A 21315-nucleotide genomic window follows, 5' to 3' on the forward strand; every position below is an offset into this window, starting at 1 on the left:
GACTATTCTTATAGCGCAAATAAAATCTGATTTATTCTTTAATTTCAACACTTTATAGTTTGCTAGTGTTGAGGTGGGATTAAGTTGGAACAACAGTTAATGTTGTACATCTTGGCATAGATGCCAGTTAAGTCTGTTCTTACAAGAACAGGTCGGGTCAAAGATCAGCAAGCTGAGGAACCCCATGGCTTACTCTTATTCTGAAAAGAAACGTATCCGTAAGGATTTTGGTAAACGTCCACAAGTTTTGGATATACCTTTCTTACTGTCGACGCAGTTAGAATCGTTTAAAAAATTCTTAGTCCCGGACGCTGATGGCGATCATGGTTTGGAAGCTGCCTTCCGTTCTGTGTTCCCAATTAAAAGCTACTCGGGAAATTCTGAGCTTCAATACGTAAGTTATCGTATTGGTGAGCCAGTATTCGATGTAAAAGAATGTCAAATTCGCGGTGTGACTTATTCTGCTCCACTTCGCGTGAAACTGCGTCTTGTAGTAATGGACAAAGAAGCTCCAGGCACAGTTAAAGACATTAAAGAGCAAGAAGTTTACATGGGCGAAATTCCGCTCATGACCGATACCGGTACTTTTGTAATCAATGGTACAGAGCGTGTTATCGTTTCTCAGCTACACCGTAGCCCTGGTGTATTCTTTGATAACGACCGCGGTAAAACTCACTCGTCAGGTAAAGTGCTTTATAACGCACGTGTAATTCCTTACCGTGGTTCATGGTTAGACTTCGAATTTGATGCAAAAGATAACTTATATGTACGTATTGACCGTCGTCGTAAATTACCGGCGTCTATCATCTTACGTGCACTTGAGTACACGAGTGAAGAAATCCTAGATATCTTCTTCGATACTACTGCGTTTGAAATCGCTGACGGTAAGGTTCTTATGGAACTTGTGCCTTCACGTTTACGTGGTGAAACTGCCGCTTTTGATATCAAGAGCGAAGACGGTGAAGTCCTTGTTGAAAGCGGTCGTCGTGTTACGGCTCGCCACATCAAGAGCATCGAGAAAAAAGGCATTAAGCAATTAGAAGTACCACATGAGTACATCATTGGCCGTGTATTAGCGAAGAACTATGTTGATGAGTCAACAGGTGAAATCATTGCTACTGCAAATGACGAGCTAACGCTTGAAATGATGGCTGAATTGGTTAAAGCCGGTCACACGACCATTGATACACTATACATCAATGAAGTGGACAGCGGCGCTTACATGTCAAATACGTTGAATATTGACTCGTCAAGCAACCGTTTAGAAGCACTAGTAGAAATTTATCGCATGATGCGCCCAGGCGAGCCACCGACGAAAGACGCGGCTGAAGCCTTATTTGAGAACTTATTCTTCTCAGAAGAACGCTATGACTTATCAACAGTAGGTCGTATGAAGTTCAATAGCCGTGTTGGTTACGATTCAGACACAGGCCCTGGCACATTAAGCAAAGAAGACATCGTAGCGGTTATGAAAGTATTGATTGCTATTCGTAACGGTGTTGGCGATGTTGATGATATAGACCACTTAGGCAACCGTCGTATACGTAGTGTTGGCGAAATGGCTGAGAATCAATTCCGTGTAGGTTTAGTACGTGTAGAACGTGCTGTACGTGAGCGTTTAAGCTTAGGTGACCTTGATGCGGTAATGCCACAAGATCTTATTAACGCTAAGCCTATTTCGGCAGCGGTTAAAGAGTTCTTCGGCTCGTCTCAGTTATCACAGTTTATGGACCAAAATAACCCGCTATCAGAAGTAACGCATAAGCGTCGTATTTCTGCATTAGGTCCGGGCGGTCTAACTCGTGAACGCGCTGGCTTTGAAGTACGTGACGTTCACGTAACTCACTACGGTCGCGTATGTCCAATCGAGACTCCTGAGGGTCCAAACATCGGTCTAATTAACTCATTGTCTACGTATGCACGTACCAATGACTACGGTTTCTTAGAAACACCTTACCGCAAAGTGGTAGACGGTGTAGTAACTGATGAAGTTGATTACCTATCAGCCATTGAAGAAGGTCAGTTTGTTATCGCACAGGCGAACTCAAACTTAACTGAAACCAATGAGTTTGTAGATGAACTTATTCCATGTCGTCACAAAGGTGAATCAACCTTTATGGGTCGTATGGACCAGCAATATATGGATGTATCACCACAACAGGTGATCTCTGTAGCGGCAGCACTTATCCCGTTCCTAGAACACGATGATGCTAACCGTGCATTGATGGGTTCAAACATGCAACGTCAAGCAGTACCAACATTGAAAGCGGACAAACCGTTAGTAGGTACAGGTATTGAGTTAACACTAGCAAAAGATTCTGGTGTAACGATTGTTGCTAAACGTGGTGGTGAAGTAATGTATGCCGACGCAAGTCGCATCGTTGTTAATGTACATGAAGAAGAGCGCATCCCTGGTGAAGCGGGCATCGACATCTACAACTTAACCAAGTACACACGTTCTAACCAAAATACATGTATTAACCAAAAGCCGACTTGTATGGTTGGTGAACCGGTTACTCGTGGCGATGTGTTAGCAGATGGTCCTTCGACTGACTTAGGTGACTTAGCCCTTGGTCAAAACCTTCGCGTGGCATTCATGCCATGGAACGGTTACAACTTCGAGGATTCAATCTTACTATCAGAGCGCGTAGTTGAAGAAGATCGTCTAACGACTATCCACATTCAAGAACTACAGTGTATCGCCCGTGATACTAAATTAGGCTCAGAAGAGATCACAGCAGATATCCCGAACGTGGGTGAATCTGCACTAGGCAAGCTTGATGAATCAGGCGTTGTATATATTGGTGCTGAAGTTAAAGGCGGCGATATCCTAGTAGGTAAAGTGACTCCGAAAGGCGAAACGCAATTAACACCAGAAGAGAAGCTACTACGTGCTATCTTCGGTGAAAAAGCGTCTGACGTTAAAGACAGCTCTTTACGTGTACCTAACTCTGTAACTGGTACTGTAATCGACGTACAAGTTTTCACCCGTGATGGCGTTGAAAAAGATAAGCGTGCGTTAGAAGTTGAAGACATGCAGCTTCGCGAAGCGAAGAAAGACTTCAACGAAGAGTTCCGTATTCTAGAAGCTGGTGTTTTAGAGCGTGCTCGCAAGTTACTTGTGGCAGCTGGCTTCGATGAAGACAACTTAGCGTCACTGAATGCTGAAAAGTTGCTAACTCAAAGCCTTGCTGAAGAAGACAAGCAAGCTGAACTTGAGCAACTAGCTGCACAGTACGATGAGCTTAAAGCTGAATACGATAAGAAGTTTGAAAACAAACGTCGTAAAATTACTCAAGGTGATGACTTAGCACCAGGTGTACTTAAAATTGTTAAAGTATACTTAGCTGTTAAACGTCGTATCCAACCGGGTGATAAAATGGCGGGTCGTCACGGTAACAAAGGTGTTATCTCGACTATCGTACCAGTAGAAGATATGCCATACGATGACAAAGGTCGTACGGTAGATATCGTACTAAATCCACTAGGTGTACCATCGCGAATGAACATCGGTCAGATCCTTGAAACACATATGGGTCTAGCTGCACGCGGTATTGGTGAGCGCTTAGAAGAAATGATGAAAGAGCAACGCGAGCTTCATGAGCTACGTGAATTCATCAAACAAGCTTATGAGATCGGTGAATCTCGTCAGGTTGTGGATATCGCTAGTTTCTCTGATGACGAAATTCGTCGTTTAGCTGAAAACTTAAAAGGTGGTTTACCGATTGCTACTCCTGCATTTGATGGCGCGAAAGAAGACGAAATCAAAGACATGCTAGAGCTAGGCGGCTACCCTAGAAGTGGTCAGGTTACACTTTATGATGGCCGTACTGGCGATCAGTTTGAACGTCAAGTAACTGTAGGTTACATGTACATGCTTAAACTTAACCACTTGGTTGATGATAAGATGCACGCGCGTTCTACTGGTTCTTACAGCCTTGTTACTCAGCAGCCGCTGGGTGGTAAAGCACAGTTCGGTGGCCAGCGTTTTGGTGAGATGGAAGTATGGGCACTTGAAGCTTACGGTGCTGCTTACACTCTACAAGAAATGTTAACAGTGAAATCGGATGACGTGAACGGTCGTACTAAGATGTATAAAAACATCGTTGATGGTAACCATAAAATGGAACCAGGTATGCCAGAATCGTTCAACGTATTGTTGAAAGAAATCCGCTCACTGGGTATCAACATCGAGTTGGAAGAAAATTAAGCCAATTAGATGCTGCAGTGAACGCTGCAGCATCTGTTATGGCTGAATAGAATGTAGGGACGAGAACATCCGTCCTCAAGATTAACTCCGACAGGAGAGCTAAGGTGAAAGACTTACTTAAGTTTCTGAAGCAACAAAATAAGACCGAAGAATTCGATGCAATTCGCATTGGTCTTGCTTCACCAGACATGGTTCGTTCATGGTCATACGGTGAAGTAAAGAAACCTGAGACTATTAACTACCGTACTTTCAAGCCTGAGCGCGATGGCTTATTCTGTGCCCGTATTTTCGGCCCAGTGAAAGATTATGAGTGTTTATGTGGTAAATATAAACGCCTTAAACACCGTGGTGTGATCTGTGAAAAGTGTGGCGTTGAAGTAACACTCACTAAAGTGCGTCGTGACCGTATGGGTCATATAGAACTGGCAAGTCCAGTTGCGCATATATGGTTTTTAAAATCATTACCGTCACGTATCGGCTTAATGCTTGATATGACGCTTCGTGATATTGAACGTGTTCTTTACTTCGAATCATTCGTAGTAACTGAGCCTGGTATGACAACGCTTGAGCGTGGTCAGCTATTAGGTGAAGAAGAATACCTAGATGCACTTGAAGAGCACGGCGATGAGTTTGAAGCGAAGATGGGTGCTGAAGCAGTATTAGACTTGCTTCGTGAACTCGATCTTGCTCAATTAATTGCAGAGATGCGTGAAGAGTTACCAACAATTAACTCTGAAACTAAGCGTAAAAAGATCACTAAACGTCTTAAGTTAATGGAATCGTTCCACCAATCAGGTAATAACCCTGAGTGGATGATCATGACAGTACTTCCAGTATTGCCACCTGACTTACGTCCATTAGTACCACTAGACGGTGGCCGCTTTGCGACATCTGATCTAAATGACCTTTACCGTCGTGTTATTAACCGTAATAACCGTCTTAAGCGTCTACTAGATTTAGCTGCACCAGATATTATCGTACGCAACGAAAAACGTATGTTACAAGAAGCGGTTGATGCGCTACTTGATAATGGTCGTCGTGGTCGTGCAATTACAGGTTCTAACAAACGTCCACTTAAATCGCTTGCTGATATGATCAAAGGTAAGCAAGGTCGTTTCCGTCAGAACTTACTTGGTAAGCGTGTAGATTACTCTGGCCGTTCTGTAATCACGGTTGGTCCTACACTTAAGCTTCATCAGTGTGGTCTTCCTAAGAAGATGGCATTAGAGCTTTTCAAACCATTCATCTATGGCAAATTAGAACGTCGCGGCATGGCTACGACAATCAAAGCAGCTAAAAAGATGGTTGAGCGTGAAGTAGCGGAAGTATGGGATGTACTAGACGAAGTAATTCGTGAACATCCAGTATTACTTAACCGTGCACCAACACTTCACCGTTTGGGTATCCAAGCGTTTGAACCTGTGCTTATCGAAGGTAAAGCGATTCATTTGCATCCATTAGTATGTGCGGCTTACAACGCCGACTTCGATGGTGACCAAATGGCGGTACACGTACCGCTAACAATTGAAGCGCAGCTAGAAGCTCGTGCGTTAATGATGTCTACAAACAACATCTTATCGCCTGCTAATGGTGAGCCAATCATCGTTCCTTCACAGGACGTTGTATTAGGTCTTTATTACATGACGCGTGACCGCATTAACGCCAAAGGCGAAGGCACCGTATTTAAAGATCCTAAAGAAGCAGAAAAAGCATACCGTAGTGGTAATGCCGACCTTCACGCAAAAGTGAAAGTACGTATTAGCCAATCAGTAGCTAATGAAGATGGTGTTGTAGAAGATACAATCACTATCATTGATACTACAGTGGGTCGTGCAATTCTGTCTCTTATTTTACCTAAAGGTATGCCGTTTGAGTCAATCAACCAAGCTCTAGGTAAAAAGCAAATTTCTAGCTTACTAAATGAGTGTTACCGTCGTCTTGGTTTAAAAGACACAGTAGTTTTTGCTGACCAAGTTATGTACACCGGTTTCCACTACGCAATGAAGTCAGGTGTTTCAATTGGTATCGATGACTTAGTTATCCCACCAGTTAAAGCATCAATCATTGAAGCAGCAGAAGCTGAAGTAACTGAAATCAACCAACAATTCCAATCAGGTCTTGTAACGGCTGGTGAAAAGTACAACAAAGTTATCGATATTTGGTCACGTGTAAATGAGAACTTATCACGTGAAATGATGGCTAACTTGTCAAAAGACACCGTAGTGAATGCGCAAGGTGAAGAAGAAGAGCAACCGTCATTTAACTCAGTGTTTATGATGGCCGACTCAGGTGCTCGTGGTAGTGCCGCTCAGATCCGTCAGCTAGCAGGTATGCGTGGTCTAATGGCACGTCCAGATGGTTCAATCATCGAGACGCCAATCACGGCTAACTTCCGTGAAGGTCTAAACGTACTTCAGTACTTCATCTCAACGCACGGTGCGCGTAAAGGTCTTGCCGATACAGCACTGAAAACAGCGAACTCGGGTTACCTAACGCGTCGTCTAGTAGACGTTGCACAAGATTTGGTAATCAATGAAGACGATTGTGGCACAGAAGATGGCTTAACAATGAAACCGCTTATTGAAGGTGGTGACGTTGTAGAAGCACTTCGCGAACGTGTACTAGGTCGTGTTGTTGCTGAAGATGTTGTTATTCCAGGTACTAATACAGTACTTGTAGAACGTAACATCATGCTTGACGAAAAACTGTGTGACCTTTTAGAAGAGCACTCAGTTGATGAAGTTCGTGTACGTTCTGTTATCACCTGTGATAACGACTTTGGTGTTTGTGCTAAGTGTTATGGTCGTGACCTAGCACGTGGTCATATCATCAACGCGGGTGAATCAGTTGGTGTTATCGCGGCACAATCAATCGGTGAGCCGGGTACACAGCTTACGATGCGTACATTCCACATCGGTGGTGCGGCATCAAGAGCGTCTGCTGAAAATAATGTACAAGTTAAAACTAACGGTACATTAAAACTTCACAACGCTAAGTATGTATTAAATACAGATGGTAAGATTGTTATTACCTCTCGTTCTACCGAAATCACTATCATTGATAGCTATGGTCGTGAGAAAGAGCGTTATAAAGTACCTTACGGTGCGGTATTAACAGTGCAAGACAATGCAGAAGTTCAAGGTAACGACATTGTTGCTACTTGGGACCCGCATAGTCACCCAATCGTTCTTGAGCATAAATCAAAAGTATCGTTCAGCGATATCGATGATTCAAATACTGAAGCACAGACTGACGAACTAACGGGTTTAACTCGCGTAGTTGTTAAAGATCTTGCTAAAGCGAATGCGAAAGAGCCGAAACTTATCATTGAAAGTGATGAGCGTGGCTTGCAAGAAACACGTCTTCCTTCATTCACTACGATTGAAGTAACAGACGGCGCGACTGCAAATCCTGGTGACGTACTAGCACGTATTCCGCAAGAAGGTTCGAAAACTCGTGATATCACGGGTGGTCTACCACGCGTAGCCGACTTATTTGAAGCGCGTAAGCCGAAAGATCCAGCTATCTTAGCTGAAATCACCGGTACGATTAGTTTCGGTAAAGAGACTAAAGGTAAGAAACGTTTAGTTATTACTCCAGCTGAAGGCGATCATTACGAAGAAATGATTCCTAAGTGGCGTCAACTTAACGTGTTTGAAGGTGAGCAAGTGTCTAAAGGTGAAGTTATCGCCGATGGTCCAGAGTCACCGCATGACATCTTACGCCTACGTGGTGTGACTCATGTTGCTAACTACATTGTTAACGAAGTGCAAGAGGTTTACCGTTTGCAGGGCGTTAAGATCAATGATAAGCACATTGAAACTATTATTCGTCAAATGCTACGTAAATGTATCATTCTAGACGGTGGTGATACTGAGTTCTTAGCTGGTGAGCAAATTGAAGTGGCACGCGTTAATATCGCAAACCGCGACCTTGAAGCTCAAGGTAAGATCCCAGCTAAGTTTGAAATCCAGTTAATGGGTATCACTAAAGCATCACTAGCGACAGAATCTTTCATCTCAGCAGCCTCGTTCCAGGAGACAACTCGTGTCCTAACAGAAGCCGCTGTAAATGGTAAGAGCGATGAGTTACGCGGTCTGAAAGAAAACGTAATTGTGGGTCGATTGATCCCAGCCGGTACCGGTTTTGCGTATCATCAAGATCGTATGGCTCGTCGTAAGCAAAAAGACGTTGTTGAAGAGCAAACGGTAAGTGCAGAAGAGGCGACTCAAGCACTGACTGATGCCTTAAACGCGGATTTATCTGGAAATCAATAAACCGAATCTAATCAATAGATTAGAGTTTAGCAAGGTAGTTATCTACTGCCTTGCGAGCGGTTTAGGTTGACAGGTCAATCTTTGCTCATTAAAATTCCGCCACCCATTTACTTGCACGTTTAATACATGCTCGTAAAACAAGGGCGGATTTTTTATTTTTTTCAGTAGTAATTTTAATTTCAGGAGCTATTTAAATGGCAACTATTAACCAGCTAGTGCGTAAGCCACGTCGTAGCAAGGTTACTAAAAGTAACTCAGCTGCGCTTAAAGCGTGTCCGCAAAAGCGTGGTGTATGTACTCGCGTATATACAACTACACCTAAGAAACCAAACTCGGCGTTACGTAAAGTAGCTCGTGTACGTTTAACTAACGGTTTCGAAGTAACTTCATACATCGGTGGTGAAGGTCATAACCTTCAAGAGCACAGTGTAATCCTAATCCGTGGTGGTCGTGTTAAAGATTTACCAGGTGTGCGTTTCCACACTGTACGTGGTGCACTTGACTGTGCAGGCGTAAGCGACCGTCGTCAAGCTCGTTCTAAATACGGTGCAAAACGCCCTAAAGGCTAATTGTATTCCGTTAGTAAGGCCAAGCACTAAATATTATTAATTATTGTTTTGGGTTATTGTTCCAAAAGGACAAACCTGAATAAACCGGAGATACAAAATGCCTAGAAGACGCGTAATAGGTCAACGTAAAATTCTTCCAGATCCTAAGTTCGGATCGGAACTTCTTGCAAAATTCGTTAACATCGTAATGTTAGACGGCAAGAAATCTACTGCTGAAAAAATCGTTTATGGTGCGCTAGACGTGGCTGCTGAGAAATCAGGCAAGTCGCACCTAGAAATCTTTGAAACTGCACTTGATAACATCCGTCCACAGGTAGAGGTTAAATCTCGCCGTGTTGGTGGTTCAACTTATCAAGTACCAGTTGAAGTACGTCCAGTACGTCGCAACGCATTAGGTATGCGTTGGTTAGTAGACGCTGCACGTAAGCGTGGCGAAAAATCTATGGGCTTACGTTTAGCTCAAGAAATCGTTGACGCTGCTGATAACAAAGGCACTGCGGTTAAGAAACGTGAAGACGTTCACCGTATGGCTGAAGCGAATAAAGCATTCGCTCATTACCGTTGGTAATCTGTCCTTAACCTTTAAGAGGATTTTATGGCACGTACAACTCCACTTGAGCGTTACCGCAATATCGGTATTTGTGCTCACGTAGATGCAGGCAAAACCACCACAACAGAACGTGTTCTGTTCTACACAGGTCTTTCTCATAAGATCGGTGAAGTGCATGATGGCGCTGCAACTATGGATTGGATGGAGCAGGAACAAGAGCGTGGTATCACAATCACTTCTGCTGCAACAACGTGTTTCTGGAAAGGGATGGACGCTCAATTTGACGACCATCGCATCAATATTATTGATACCCCAGGGCACGTAGATTTCACTATCGAAGTAGAGCGTTCTTTACGTGTACTAGATGGTGCGGTAGTTGTTCTTTGTGCTTCATCGGGTGTACAGCCGCAAACTGAGACAGTTTGGCGTCAAGCGAACAAGTACGAAGTTCCGAGAATGATCTTCGTAAATAAAATGGATCGCACGGGCGCTGACTTCTTAACGGTTGTAAGCCAGGTGAAATCTCGTCTTGGAGCAACGCCTGTTCCAGTCCAGCTGCCTATTGGCGCTGAAGACGACTTTAAAGGTGTTATTGACCTTATTAAAATGAAAGCCATTAACTGGAATGATAAAGACCAGGGTATGACTTTCTCTTATGAGGCAATACCGGCAGAACTTCAGGAACTAGCCGAAGAATGGCGCTCTCACTTAGTTGAAAGCGCTGCTGAAGCTACTGAAGAACTAATGGATAAATACTTAGAAGGTGAAGAGTTAAGCGAAGCAGAAATTAAAAATGCTTTGCGTCAACGCACATTAGCGAACGAAATTGTTCCCATGACGTGTGGTAGTGCATTTAAAAACAAAGGTGTTCAAGCTGTGCTTGATTGCGTTGTTGAATATATGCCATCACCAACACAAGTGAAACAAATCCAAGGTATCTTAGAAAATGGTACTGAGGAAGAGCGTCCTGCTGATGATAAAGCGCCGTTTGCTGCTCTTGCATTCAAGATTGCAACAGACCCGTTTGTTGGCACTTTAACCTTTTTCCGTGTTTACTCTGGTACTGTTAAACAGGGTGACGCGGTATATAACCCAGTAAAAAGTAAGCGTGAGCGTCTTGGTCGTATCGTTCAGATGCATTCAAACTCACGTGAAGAGATCAAAGAAGTCCACGCAGGCGACATCGCGGCGGCTATTGGTCTCAAAGACGTAACAACAGGTGAAACACTGTGTGATCCGAACTCTATTATTACGCTTGAGCGTATGGAGTTCCCAGAACCAGTTATCTCTGTTGCGGTTGAGCCTCGCACAATCGCTGACCAGGATAAAATGGGTATCGCGCTAGGAAAACTAGCTGCAGAAGATCCATCTTTCCGCGTACAAACTGACGAAGAATCAGGCCAGACTATTATCTCTGGCATGGGTGAACTTCACCTTGATATCATTGTCGACCGTATGAAACGTGAATTCAGTGTTGAATGTAACGTTGGTAAGCCGCAGGTTGCATACCGAGAAGCTATTCGTTCAACTGTTGAAGTTGAAGGAAAGTTTGTACGTCAATCAGGTGGTCGTGGTCAATATGGTCACGTCTGGCTTAAACTTGAACCGATGGATATTTCGGATGATGAAGCCCCAATTTACGAGTTCGTAAACGAAACCGTAGGTGGCTCAGTGCCGAAAGAATACATCCCTGCGGTAGACAAAGGTATCCAAGAGCAAATGGCTCAAGGTGTACTGGCAGGCTACCCATTACTTGGTGTTAAAGCGACTTTATATGATGGTTCATTCCATGATGTGGATTCGAATGAAATGGCATTTAAAATAGCAGGTTCACTGGCTATGAGACAAGGTGCGCTAGATGCAAACCCTGCACTTTTAGAACCAGTAATGAAGGTTGAAGTACTCACTCCTGAAGCAAACATGGGTGATGTAGTTGGCGACCTAAACCGTCGTCGCGGCATGATCGAAGGCATGGAAGATGCACTTGGTGGCCTTAAGCAAATTAATGCTGTGGTACCACTATCTGAAATGTTCGGTTATGCGACTGCTTTACGATCTGCAACACAGGGCCGTGCCTCATACTCTATGGAGTTTTTGAAGTACGCTGAAGCCTCTAAGCAGGTTGCAGATACAATAATTTCAGCTCGCGCTGTTATATGATTTTAGCTTGTCTGGCTCAATACTGAGTCAGGCTTTAATTTCTTTATTAGGAATTTTTTAAGATGGCAAAAGAAAAGTTTGAACGCGTAAAACCGCACGTAAACGTTGGTACAATCGGCCACGTTGACCACGGTAAAACTACACTAACTGCAGCAATCACTAACGTACTTGCAAAAGTATACGGCGGTGTTGCTAAAGATTTCGCATCAATCGATAACGCTCCAGAAGAGCGCGAGCGTGGTATCACAATCTCAACTTCACACGTTGAGTACGATACACCTACTCGTCACTACGCACACGTAGATTGTCCTGGTCACGCCGATTATGTTAAAAACATGATCACTGGTGCTGCTCAAATGGACGGCGCTATCTTAGTAGTTGCTGCGACTGATGGCCCTATGCCACAAACTCGTGAGCACATCCTACTTTCTCGCCAAGTTGGCGTTCCTTACATCGTTGTGTTCATGAACAAATGTGACATGGTTGATGATGAAGAGCTACTTGAGCTAGTAGAAATGGAAGTTCGTGAACTTCTTTCTGAATACGACTTCCCAGGTGATGACTTACCACTAATTCAAGGTTCTGCACTTAAAGCACTTGAAGGCGAAAAGCAGTGGGAAGACAAGATCGTTGAGCTTGCAGAAGCACTAGATTCTTACATTCCAGAGCCAGAGCGTGACATCGATAAGCCATTCATCATGCCTATCGAAGACGTTTTCTCAATCCAAGGCCGTGGTACTGTTGTAACTGGTCGTGTTGAAGCTGGTATCATCAACGTGAATGACGAAGTTGAAATCGTTGGTATCAAAGAGACTACTAAGTCTACTTGTACTGGTGTTGAGATGTTCCGTAAGCTTCTTGACGAAGGTCGTGCTGGTGAGAACATTGGTGCACTTCTACGTGGTACTAAGCGTGAAGACGTTGAACGTGGTCAAGTACTAGCTAAGCCTGGTTCAATCAACCCACACACAACATTCACTTCAGAAGTATACGTACTTTCTAAAGATGAAGGTGGTCGTCATACTCCATTCTTCAAAGGTTACCGTCCACAGTTCTACTTCCGTACAACTGACGTAACAGGTGACGTACAGTTACCAGAAGGCGTAGAAATGGTAATGCCTGGTGATAACGTTAAGATGACAGTAACTCTAATCGCGCCAATCGCGATGGACGAAGGTCTTCGTTTCGCTATCCGTGAAGGTGGCCGTACTGTTGGTGCTGGTGTTGTTGCAACTATCGTTGAGTAATCAACTGTTGTAATGCATTAAGCATTAAAAAAACCCGAGCTTAGTCTCGGGTTTTTTAATGCTTGAAGAAAAGTGATTAGCTATCAGCTTTTAGCTGCTCGGTGCTAATGTAAGCTAAGTAGCCTGAGTTACTATCAACCCCGAGTAGAAGCCAGCGGTTTAAGAACCTCTGAATATCTATAGTTTAATATTTGAGCGCTTTTTTTCACAGGAGGGAATATGACTATACGCTAAAACTCAGTAAAGACATGTCTATTCATTGAATAGCTATCGACTCTTATAGACTATTAGCCTAAGCTAAAAATAGCTTAAATTTACAACAGGAAATGGGCGATGAATAATAAAAATAATTATCCGCAAGGTATATTTTGCTGGGCTGAACTGTGTACTCATAATTGGAAAGATGGAAAAGCTTTTTATACCTCGTTGTTTGAATGGGGGAATGACGACCAGCCAATTGGCGAAGATGAATATTACACAATGCTTCAAAAGCAAGGTGACGATATTGCTGCCATGTACCAAATGCCTAAAGAGCAAGTGGACGATTCCACACCTAGCTACTGGCTTACCTATATTGCAGTAGATGATGTTGATACATGTGCAATTAAGGCGCAAAAGCTAGGCGCGCAAATTATAACAGGCCCTCACAATGTTATGAATGCAGGGCGCATGTTAATGCTTAAAGACCCAACCGGGGCCACCGTAGCGTTATGGCAAGGTAAAGAGCATATAGGATGTCAGCGTCCTTGTGAGCTCGGCACGCCTTATTGGCACGAAATGGCAACGCGTGATAGCGAAGCGAGCCGTCACTTTTATTGCGAATTACTAGGTTGGCAAAGTGAAATAAAGCCTATGGAAGGTATGGATTACACCTTGTTCTTAGTTGCAGGTAAGCCTGTAGCGGGCATGCTACAAATGAATAATGAGTGGCCAGAAGACGTGCCTCCCCATTGGATGATTTACTTTGCCGTGGATAACTGCGATAGCTATGTAAAAAAAGCGGCGATCCTTGGAGGGCAAGTGTGCGTACCTGCTACAGATATCCCTGATGTAGGGCGTTTTAGTGTTATTTGCGATCCTCAAGGGGCTGTTTTTTCTATGATTGAATCGGCAATGGATGATATTAAAGCTTAGTAATTAGCAATGCTTAGGATTAATTTTAGGCTTTAGTATGGTTATTTAGTCGCAGTAATTATGTGCTTTTTTGCTATAATGGCGGTAATTACACCGCCAGTCAGCAAGAGAGTCCAATGGAACTTGAACAAGATAGCAATTTAACCCTCCCTTTATTTATTCTAGATGAGACACTAAGTACCCGTGACTTAGCGCAGCCTGACGTGAAAATTTCAGTTATTTTAAGTGATGAGCTACTGACTCAGCTATGTCAAAACCCCAGTGCTGACAGTAGTATTGGCATAAGCATTACGGACTATGAATTGAATGTCATCAATTCAAGCTTTTCAAGTGTAGTGCAAAGCGAACATGACGCTCAACTAACGCTCACTCAAGGCCCTCTATTAAGCGCTGTAGTGACTACAGTTGATGAGCTGACATTCGTATCACCTCAAGTTGATATGATGCCCACGTTCGATTTGGGCGATGAGGCAGAGTAATGAAAAAGATCATTATAAGTACATTTGTACTGATTATTTTAAGTGGCTGTGCCTACCTCGGAAATGCTCATTATAACGAACTGTTTGGTCCCGAAAAAACACAAGCGCGTATTGTTGACGCTAATAGTGGTGATGGCGCCGAATTTCTTCAACATGTAAAGCCTGTAATAGATACTCGCTGCGTGGTTTGCCATGGTTGTTATGATGCGCCTTGCCAGTTGAAGTTGTCGTCTCCTGAGGGAATAGATAGAGGGCTAAGTAAAGAGCTGGTGTACGACGGTACTCGGTTGTTAGCCTCAACGCCGAGCCGACTATTATTTGATGCAACCACCACTGAGCAATGGCGTGAAAAAGAGTTTAGCCCGGTATTAAACGAGCGAGCACAAAATGAAGAAGCCAATTTAGCCGGTAGTGTGTTATTTAACACGCTGGTATTAAAGCAAAGTTCACCTTTGCCAGAAGATGAAGTATTAGATGAACGCTTTGATTTTTCGCTTAGTCGCAACCAAAGTTGTGCGACCATGGGTGAGTTTGACCAATTAGCGGATGAGCAACCGCATGCGGGTATGCCTTATGGCTTACCAGGAGTGTCGGCTGCTGAATTTCAGCATCTACAAAATTGGATTAAAAAAGGTGGGAAAATGGCGCATATCAAGCCGCCATCAGCTGCTGAGCTTGCAAAGGTAAAAAACTGGGAAGCATTTTTAAATCAAGATGGTTTGAAGTATCAGTTATCAGCGCGTTATATTTATGAACATTGGTTTTTAGCGCACATCTATTTTAGTGATTCGCAATCACCAAACTTTTTTAAGTTGGTGCGTTCAAGCACTCCTCCTGGGGAAGATATTAAGTTAATTAGCGCTCGTCGCCCTTATGATAACCCAAATGTTGAGCGTGTTTATTATCGACTGCTTCACGACCGTTCTACTATTTTGTCAAAAACGCATTTGCCACTTAAGTTAACGGATGAGAAGTTAACGCGCTTATATCAGCAGTTCATCGCACCAAAATACACTGTATCTAGCTTACCAAGCTATGAGCCAGCACTTGCATCAAACCCATTTAAAACTTTTGAAGCACTGCCTATTGATGCTAAGTATCAATTTATGCTCGATGAAGCTGAGTTAATTATTATGGGCTTCATTAAAGGACCTGTTTGCCGTGGTCAAATAGCACTGAACGTGATTAATGACCATTTTTGGGTGGCATTTGCCGATCCTGAAAAAGTGGCGACTCCAGAGGTTGGTAAAATGCTAATGCAACATGAAGACGCATTAGAGTTACCAGCAGCCGAGGAGAGTAATGCGTTACCTATTTCTAACTGGGTAAAATACTCAGTTCGCGAAAAACGCTATTTAAAAGCCAAGGTAGAGCTAGCTAATAAAATGTTCAAAAATGGCGAGCACTTAACTACTGATTTACTGTGGAAAGGGGAAGGGCATAACCAAAATGCGGCGCTGACAATTTTTCGCCATTTCGATAGTGCAACTGTTGTAAAAGGGCTTATTGGCCAGCAACCTAAAACGATGTGGGTACTTGATTATGCATTGTTTGAGCGTATTCACTACTTACTAGTGGCAGGGTTTGATGTGTATGGCAATATTGGCCATCAATTGATAACACGTTTATATATGGATTTTTTACGCTTAGAGGGTGAGCAAAACTTCCTTGCGTTATTACCCGAGTCACAACGCGAAGCTATTAAGCAGAGTTGGTATCGTAAATCACCGCCAAGTCTATCGACCTTTTTCGAAAATAACCGTGAGTTTAGTCAGCCCAGCGGTATTAGTTACCAAACTGATAAGCCACAATCAGAGTTATATGGATTAATTAAACAAACGCTTGAGCCGGTATTAAGTCCTCGTTATGACTATAAAAAAGTACCCGCACCATTAAGTACAATTAACACCATGCCCGCTAAAGCAATTAACTTACTCCCGCAGCTATCGTATGTGTTAGTAAAAGAGCAAGATGAGCACAAGGCTTATACGATTATTCATCATAACGCGCATTATAATATTTCGAGCTTATTAAACGAAGACGGCCAGCGTGCTTATGAAGAAGATACCGTGACAATTGTGCCAGGTTTTATTGGTGATTACCCATCAGCAATTTGGTATTTAAATAACCCGCAACAAGTTGCTGCATTTGCAGAGCAGCTACCGCTTATGCAAGTAGAGGCGGATTATCGGGCTTTAAAGTCTAAGTTTGCGATTCGTCGAACGCACCCTCAGTTTTGGCAATACAGCGATATATTACATCACGTTGCCCGCCAGTATCGAGGGGTTGAATTTGGTATGTTTGATTATAACCGCTTAGAAAATCGTTAATGATATTGTAAGTAGCCCAGCTTTTTAGTTGGGCTTTTTTATATCTAATAATTAGTGAATTAACTAATTAACTTGCTACAGTTAGACTAAAGTGAAAATAAAAAGCAGCTTGGTTTATGTTTAATATTGTAAAGAGTATTCGCAAACGTTATCGGTGGGCATTAATTGCTATTGCCTTGCTGATCAGCGTATCCGCACTACTCATGCAATACGTCTTTTCTGTGCAAAAATACGATGCGAAAATTATCAATATAGCGGGTAAGCAACGTATGCTGTCACAAAAAATAGCGTGGCATAGTAATGCGCTAATTAATCAAACAGCTAACAACGAACAACACCTGAAATCGTTAGCCCACTCACTTGGGTTATTCGAGCAAGGACATACTTTTTTACTCACTAAAAATAAGCAAGGTGAGGCGATTTATTTAAATGCTGCTTTAGTTGATTTATATTATGCCGCCCCAGGTAACCTAGATGCCGAGGTATCTAGTTTTATAAAACAAGCAAAAAAATTACTGACCCAACAAGAACAAGCGAATCCCGTGATGTTTTCTGTGGGCGAGATTGAAGCATTATTAAAAAAATTAGACACCGCGGTGAGCTTATTTGAGCAGCAAGCGGTGACAAAGGTTAATTGGGTAGCCAATATTGAGCTGTTGTGTTGGTTTTTGACTCTAGCGTTATTGCTTCTAGAGTTAAGATTTGTGTTTATGCCAATGGAAAGGCAAGTTTTGCAGACCCTGCTTGAGTATCAACAACAAAAAGAATTTGCCGAGCAAGTCAGTCAGAATAAAGAACATTTTATTGCACGCGCCAGTCATGAGTTTAGAACTCCGTTACAGGGATTAATTAGTTCTATAAATGAATTAAGCATTCCCAGCTCGCAACAACAAATTCAGCGTCAAGCTCAGTATTGTTCTGTTAGGCTGCTAGCGATGTTAGATGAACTTCAAGATTTACAGGCGCTTAGTTTAAACCGTTGGTCATTAAAGCCGACCTCAGACAACCTACTAACAACTTTAAACAAAATACTGGCTGTGTATCAATATGGCTGTACTGAGAAAGGGTTAAAGTTAATTACCGAGTTAGCACCGAACTTAGACTGCGCGGTGATTGTAGATCACGCACGGCTACAACAAATTGTTTCTGAACTACTTAATAACGCATTAAAGTTTACTGAGCAAGGAGAGGTCACCGTCATTGCTACGCTCAATAACCATCAGTTAGAGTTAAGCATAAAAGACAGTGGTTGTGGCTTTAGCCACCAAATTGATCAGCTCGAATTAAACAACAATCAACAAAGTAACCATTTTCAAGGCCTTAGAACAGGGCTTACCCGCGTGCAATATATTGTTAATGCGCTTAATGGCGACATTCGTTTTGAGAATAATCATCCACAAGGCGCCATTGTATTTTTAAGCCTACCATTAGAGATGGACACAAGCGAAACTAAGCCAACGCGCTTGCCTGATGATCTTAAGTGTTTAGTGGTTGAAGATAACCCGCTCAACATGTTAGTTCTAACAAAGTTATTAAGTTCTTTGAATATACAGGTTGAATCGGCTGAAAATGGCAAAGTCGCTTGTGAAATGGCGGCTGAAAATAGCTATGATGTTATATTTATGGATTTAAATATGCCGGTTTTGGATGGCTTTGAAGCCACAAAGCTGCTACATGAAAAAGACAAAACACGACCCATTATTGTGGTTACCGCAAACACTTCTGATAGTGATATAGCTCGCGCTAAAGCTTGTGGAGCAATAAGTCATATTCATAAACCTATAGATCAGCAAAGTATAATAGCGGCACTAAACGATGCTCTTCTAACAGAGGTTGATTAAATCTCACTTGCCTAATTGTTATTTTGTACGTTAATTTGAATTTTTAAGCCTTATTTTGGGATCTAGTGTGCGCTCAATTTTACTTCAGCAATTTAATGGTTATTTATCCACCGGTGGCAGTAATCGCTATTATATTAAGGATTTAACTTGGCAAGTAAAACAGGGGGAACACTGGGTATTGCTTGGCGGCAATGGCGCCGGTAAATCTGCGCTTGGGGCTACGCTTATTGGTGAAGCCAAGCAACAAAGTGGGCAACGCCATAGTACTTTTAATAATCTACAGTTAGTTTCAAGTGATTTACAAAAGCAGTTATTAAGCGCTAATCGCAAAAGTGATAAACCACAAAAAGTAACCGACATACTCTTTTCTGCGCCTGAAATTAATCGCGATTTATGTCAACAGCTAATTACTGCTCTTAATTTTGATGCCTTACTTAATCGTAATTTTACTGATTTATCGACCGGTGAAACACGTAAATTATTATTGATTAAAGCACTGTCTGCTAATAGTGATTTAGTTGTGCTTGATGAACCATTTGATGGCTTAGACACTGAATCGGCTAGGCAGTTAAACCGCCTATTAAAGCAACTGAGTACGCACACTTGCTTTGTGTTTGTACTAAACCGTGTTGATGAAATTCCTGCGTTTGTTGATCACTTTGCTTATGTGAGCAAGGGTCTTTTACAACATAGCTTAGCAAAACCGTGCGCAGCAAAACGAGCCGATTTATTTAAGTTACTGCATTTAGAACATACATCTATAACTATTCCAGATTCACCCGAGCCTACTTTTATTTCAAATGTAAACGCGCCACTCGTTAAGCTTACTGATACGCATGTACGTTATGGTGAACAGACTATTTTTGAAAACTTAAACTGGACGATTAAGCAACACCAACATTGGCAACTTACCGGCAAGAATGGCTCAGGAAAAACCTGTTTATTAAATTTAATCACCGGTGATAACCCTCAGTGTTATAACAATGAGATTGAGGTGTTTGGTTTTAAGCGTGGCACAGGAGAGAGTATTTGGGATATAAAACAGCATATTGGTTATATCTCTAATACCTTGCATTTACAGTATAGAGTGAGTATTTCGGCGCTCAATACTGTTATCTCTGGGTTTTTCGATAGTATTGGTTTATATCAACAAGCCAGCGAGTTACAAATGCGGTTAGCGAAACAGTGGCTGGCATTAATTGGCCTAAGCGATAAAGCAAATTGCACTTTTACTCAACTATCGTATTGCGATCAGCGCTTATTACTGATTGTACGCGCAATGGTTAAACACCCCGCATTAGTTATTTTGGATGAGCCATGTTTAGGGCTTGACGAGGCAAATCGTCAACGCGTTTTACTGCTTATAGAAAAGGTGTGTGCGGCAAAAACGAGTACTGTTATTTATGTAAACCATCATGCAGCAGATGCCATTAAAGGGGTTGAACACACCCTAAAAATGGAAGACTTTAAACCAACTCATTATGAGCAGCAGGCGGCTCATAATGAGTCGATTATATAAGCTTGTTTATAACTGAGTCACTGTGAATCCTTGGTCACGCAGTTGTTTAATTAAGCCATGTTGCTCAACTAAATGCAGAGCACCTACAGCTATAAAAATATTGCCTTGTTCAAGTTTTGGGGTGAGCTGAGTGACCCAATTATTATTACGCTCAATTAGCATCACTTGTTCGCTTTGTTGGCCGTATTGGCTGTTATCAAAACTGGTGTGGTAGTAGCTGGTTAGGGTTTTCATATCGCCCTGCTTCCATGCATTTACTAGAGAAATAAAGTAGGTATTAATATCACTGAGTTGTTCAAAGGTTTCTGCCATCATAGCGTTGCTTAATGACTCTAAACCATTAAACATTTGTAGCTGCTGCTCTATGGTTTCAAGCTCCGCAATTTTAATATTATGCTGTTGGGCATAATCTAATATTTGCTTATCAATGCCATTTTTATCTGAATATCCTGCGTTTTGAAACTCAATTTGCATCATGGTTAACATGACAGCCCAAGGTTTAAAGCTGTTGAACATGGCAATATCAATCGACTTTTTTGCAAAGTAGTCTTTCAGGAGTTGATAATTTTCTGTCGACAGCTCACTCTGTAGTGTACGCCCGTTATTAAGCAGCATATACGGCATAGAGCGTTGCTGCATTTGTAAAGGTGATAGCTTACTAATATCCACTTCAACAACCACTTGCTTGCTGTTACCTAGTGCGTTAGTCACTTTTTGTGGTAGCCCTTTCATGCTGGCATCACCTACATGCACGGTGCCAAATAAATATGAACTAGCGCCTTGTTTTTCTATTTTGAATAGAGCTGGAGCTGCATAGCCATTCACACTAAATGCTAAAAAAACGAACGCCATCAATATATGACTGATACGCAATGACACTTTCATAAAGAATCCTAACCAAGTTAAAGTTGTTTTATAAATACTAACTTAGTTTACTTTATAGGTAACGTAAAAATGCCAGATTAAAAAGCGCTATTGATACCAATTATTGCTGTAGGC

Annotated in this window: 12 protein-coding genes; 11 read left to right on the plus strand and 1 reads right to left on the minus strand. The window is 42.3% G+C overall.

From position 1 onward, the window contains the following. Window positions 1-184: 184 nt before the first annotated feature. The 11 genes from rpoB (at window position 185) to FHG08_RS04955 (ending at window position 20316) form a co-directional block, all read left to right on the plus strand. Window positions 185-4210 (plus strand): DNA-directed RNA polymerase subunit beta, encoded by a 4026-nt coding sequence (rpoB, locus tag FHG08_RS04905; RefSeq protein ID WP_010392125.1) that lies wholly within the window; start codon window positions 185-187, stop codon window positions 4208-4210. Window positions 4211-4314: 104 nt separating this feature from the next. Beyond that, complete coding sequence (gene rpoC / locus FHG08_RS04910; protein WP_178954656.1) at window positions 4315-8487, plus strand: DNA-directed RNA polymerase subunit beta'; 4173 nt, start codon at window positions 4315-4317, stop codon at window positions 8485-8487. A 194-nt stretch (window positions 8488-8681) separates the two neighbouring features. Further along, window positions 8682-9056: a 30S ribosomal protein S12 gene (gene rpsL, locus FHG08_RS04915; protein WP_002958885.1), complete on the plus strand. Its 375-nt coding sequence runs from the start codon at window positions 8682-8684 to the stop codon at window positions 9054-9056. A 97-nt stretch (window positions 9057-9153) separates the two neighbouring features. Further along, window positions 9154-9624, plus strand: a complete 471-nt coding sequence (gene rpsG / locus FHG08_RS04920) for a 30S ribosomal protein S7 (RefSeq protein ID WP_010392135.1) — start codon at window positions 9154-9156, stop codon at window positions 9622-9624. 27 nt (window positions 9625-9651) lie between these two features. After that, window positions 9652-11766, plus strand: a complete 2115-nt coding sequence (gene fusA, locus FHG08_RS04925; RefSeq protein WP_010392137.1) for an elongation factor G — start codon at window positions 9652-9654, stop codon at window positions 11764-11766. A 62-nt stretch (window positions 11767-11828) separates the two neighbouring features. Continuing rightward, a complete protein-coding gene (gene tuf / locus FHG08_RS04930) occupies window positions 11829-13013 on the plus strand; it encodes an elongation factor Tu (protein WP_004589660.1) in 1185 nt (394 codons plus the stop codon). A gap of 333 nt (window positions 13014-13346) precedes the next feature. Further along, window positions 13347-14147 (plus strand): VOC family protein, encoded by an 801-nt coding sequence (locus FHG08_RS04935; protein WP_178954658.1) that lies wholly within the window; start codon window positions 13347-13349, stop codon window positions 14145-14147. 116 nt (window positions 14148-14263) lie between these two features. Next, window positions 14264-14626, plus strand: a complete 363-nt coding sequence (locus tag FHG08_RS04940; protein ID WP_178954660.1) for a hypothetical protein — start codon at window positions 14264-14266, stop codon at window positions 14624-14626. After that, entirely contained in the window at window positions 14626-16956 is a 2331-nt protein-coding gene (locus FHG08_RS04945; protein WP_178954661.1) for a fatty acid cis/trans isomerase, read from the plus strand. The genes FHG08_RS04940 and FHG08_RS04945 overlap by 1 nt, the downstream gene beginning before the upstream one ends. A gap of 116 nt (window positions 16957-17072) precedes the next feature. Next, window positions 17073-18797 (plus strand): response regulator, encoded by a 1725-nt coding sequence (locus tag FHG08_RS04950; RefSeq protein ID WP_178954663.1) that lies wholly within the window; start codon window positions 17073-17075, stop codon window positions 18795-18797. Between the two features lie 67 nt (window positions 18798-18864). Next, a complete protein-coding gene (locus FHG08_RS04955) occupies window positions 18865-20316 on the plus strand; it encodes an ATP-binding cassette domain-containing protein (protein ID WP_178954665.1) in 1452 nt (483 codons plus the stop codon). A 6-nt stretch (window positions 20317-20322) separates the two neighbouring features. Here the strand turns inward: FHG08_RS04955 and FHG08_RS04960 are convergent, their stop codons facing one another. Beyond that, window positions 20323-21201, minus strand: coding sequence for a TraB/GumN family protein (locus FHG08_RS04960; RefSeq protein ID WP_178954667.1), 879 nt, complete (start codon window positions 21199-21201; stop codon window positions 20323-20325). Window positions 21202-21315 lie beyond the last annotated feature (114 nt).

Origin of the sequence: Pseudoalteromonas sp. Scap03 (assembly GCF_013393115.1) — a bacterium.
In the GTDB taxonomy this organism is placed as follows: Bacteria; Pseudomonadota; Gammaproteobacteria; order Enterobacterales; family Alteromonadaceae; genus Pseudoalteromonas.

What these genes read in the sequence shown, in the direction of transcription:
- tuf (WP_004589660.1), top strand. Translation starts at nt 11,829, where the DNA reads ATGGCAAAAGAAAAGTTTGAACGCGTAAAACCGCACGTAAACGTTGGT.
- FHG08_RS04950 (WP_178954663.1), top strand. Translation starts at nt 17,073, where the DNA reads ATGTTTAATATTGTAAAGAGTATTCGCAAACGTTATCGGTGGGCATTA.
- rpsG (WP_010392135.1), top strand. Translation starts at nt 9,154, where the DNA reads ATGCCTAGAAGACGCGTAATAGGTCAACGTAAAATTCTTCCAGATCCT.
- fusA (WP_010392137.1), top strand. Translation starts at nt 9,652, where the DNA reads ATGGCACGTACAACTCCACTTGAGCGTTACCGCAATATCGGTATTTGT.
- FHG08_RS04935 (WP_178954658.1), top strand. Translation starts at nt 13,347, where the DNA reads ATGAATAATAAAAATAATTATCCGCAAGGTATATTTTGCTGGGCTGAA.
- rpoB (WP_010392125.1), top strand. Translation starts at nt 185, where the DNA reads ATGGCTTACTCTTATTCTGAAAAGAAACGTATCCGTAAGGATTTTGGT.
- FHG08_RS04945 (WP_178954661.1), top strand. Translation starts at nt 14,626, where the DNA reads ATGAAAAAGATCATTATAAGTACATTTGTACTGATTATTTTAAGTGGC.
- FHG08_RS04960 (WP_178954667.1), bottom strand. Translation starts at nt 21,201, where the DNA reads ATGAAAGTGTCATTGCGTATCAGTCATATATTGATGGCGTTCGTTTTT.
- rpsL (WP_002958885.1), top strand. Translation starts at nt 8,682, where the DNA reads ATGGCAACTATTAACCAGCTAGTGCGTAAGCCACGTCGTAGCAAGGTT.
- FHG08_RS04940 (WP_178954660.1), top strand. Translation starts at nt 14,264, where the DNA reads ATGGAACTTGAACAAGATAGCAATTTAACCCTCCCTTTATTTATTCTA.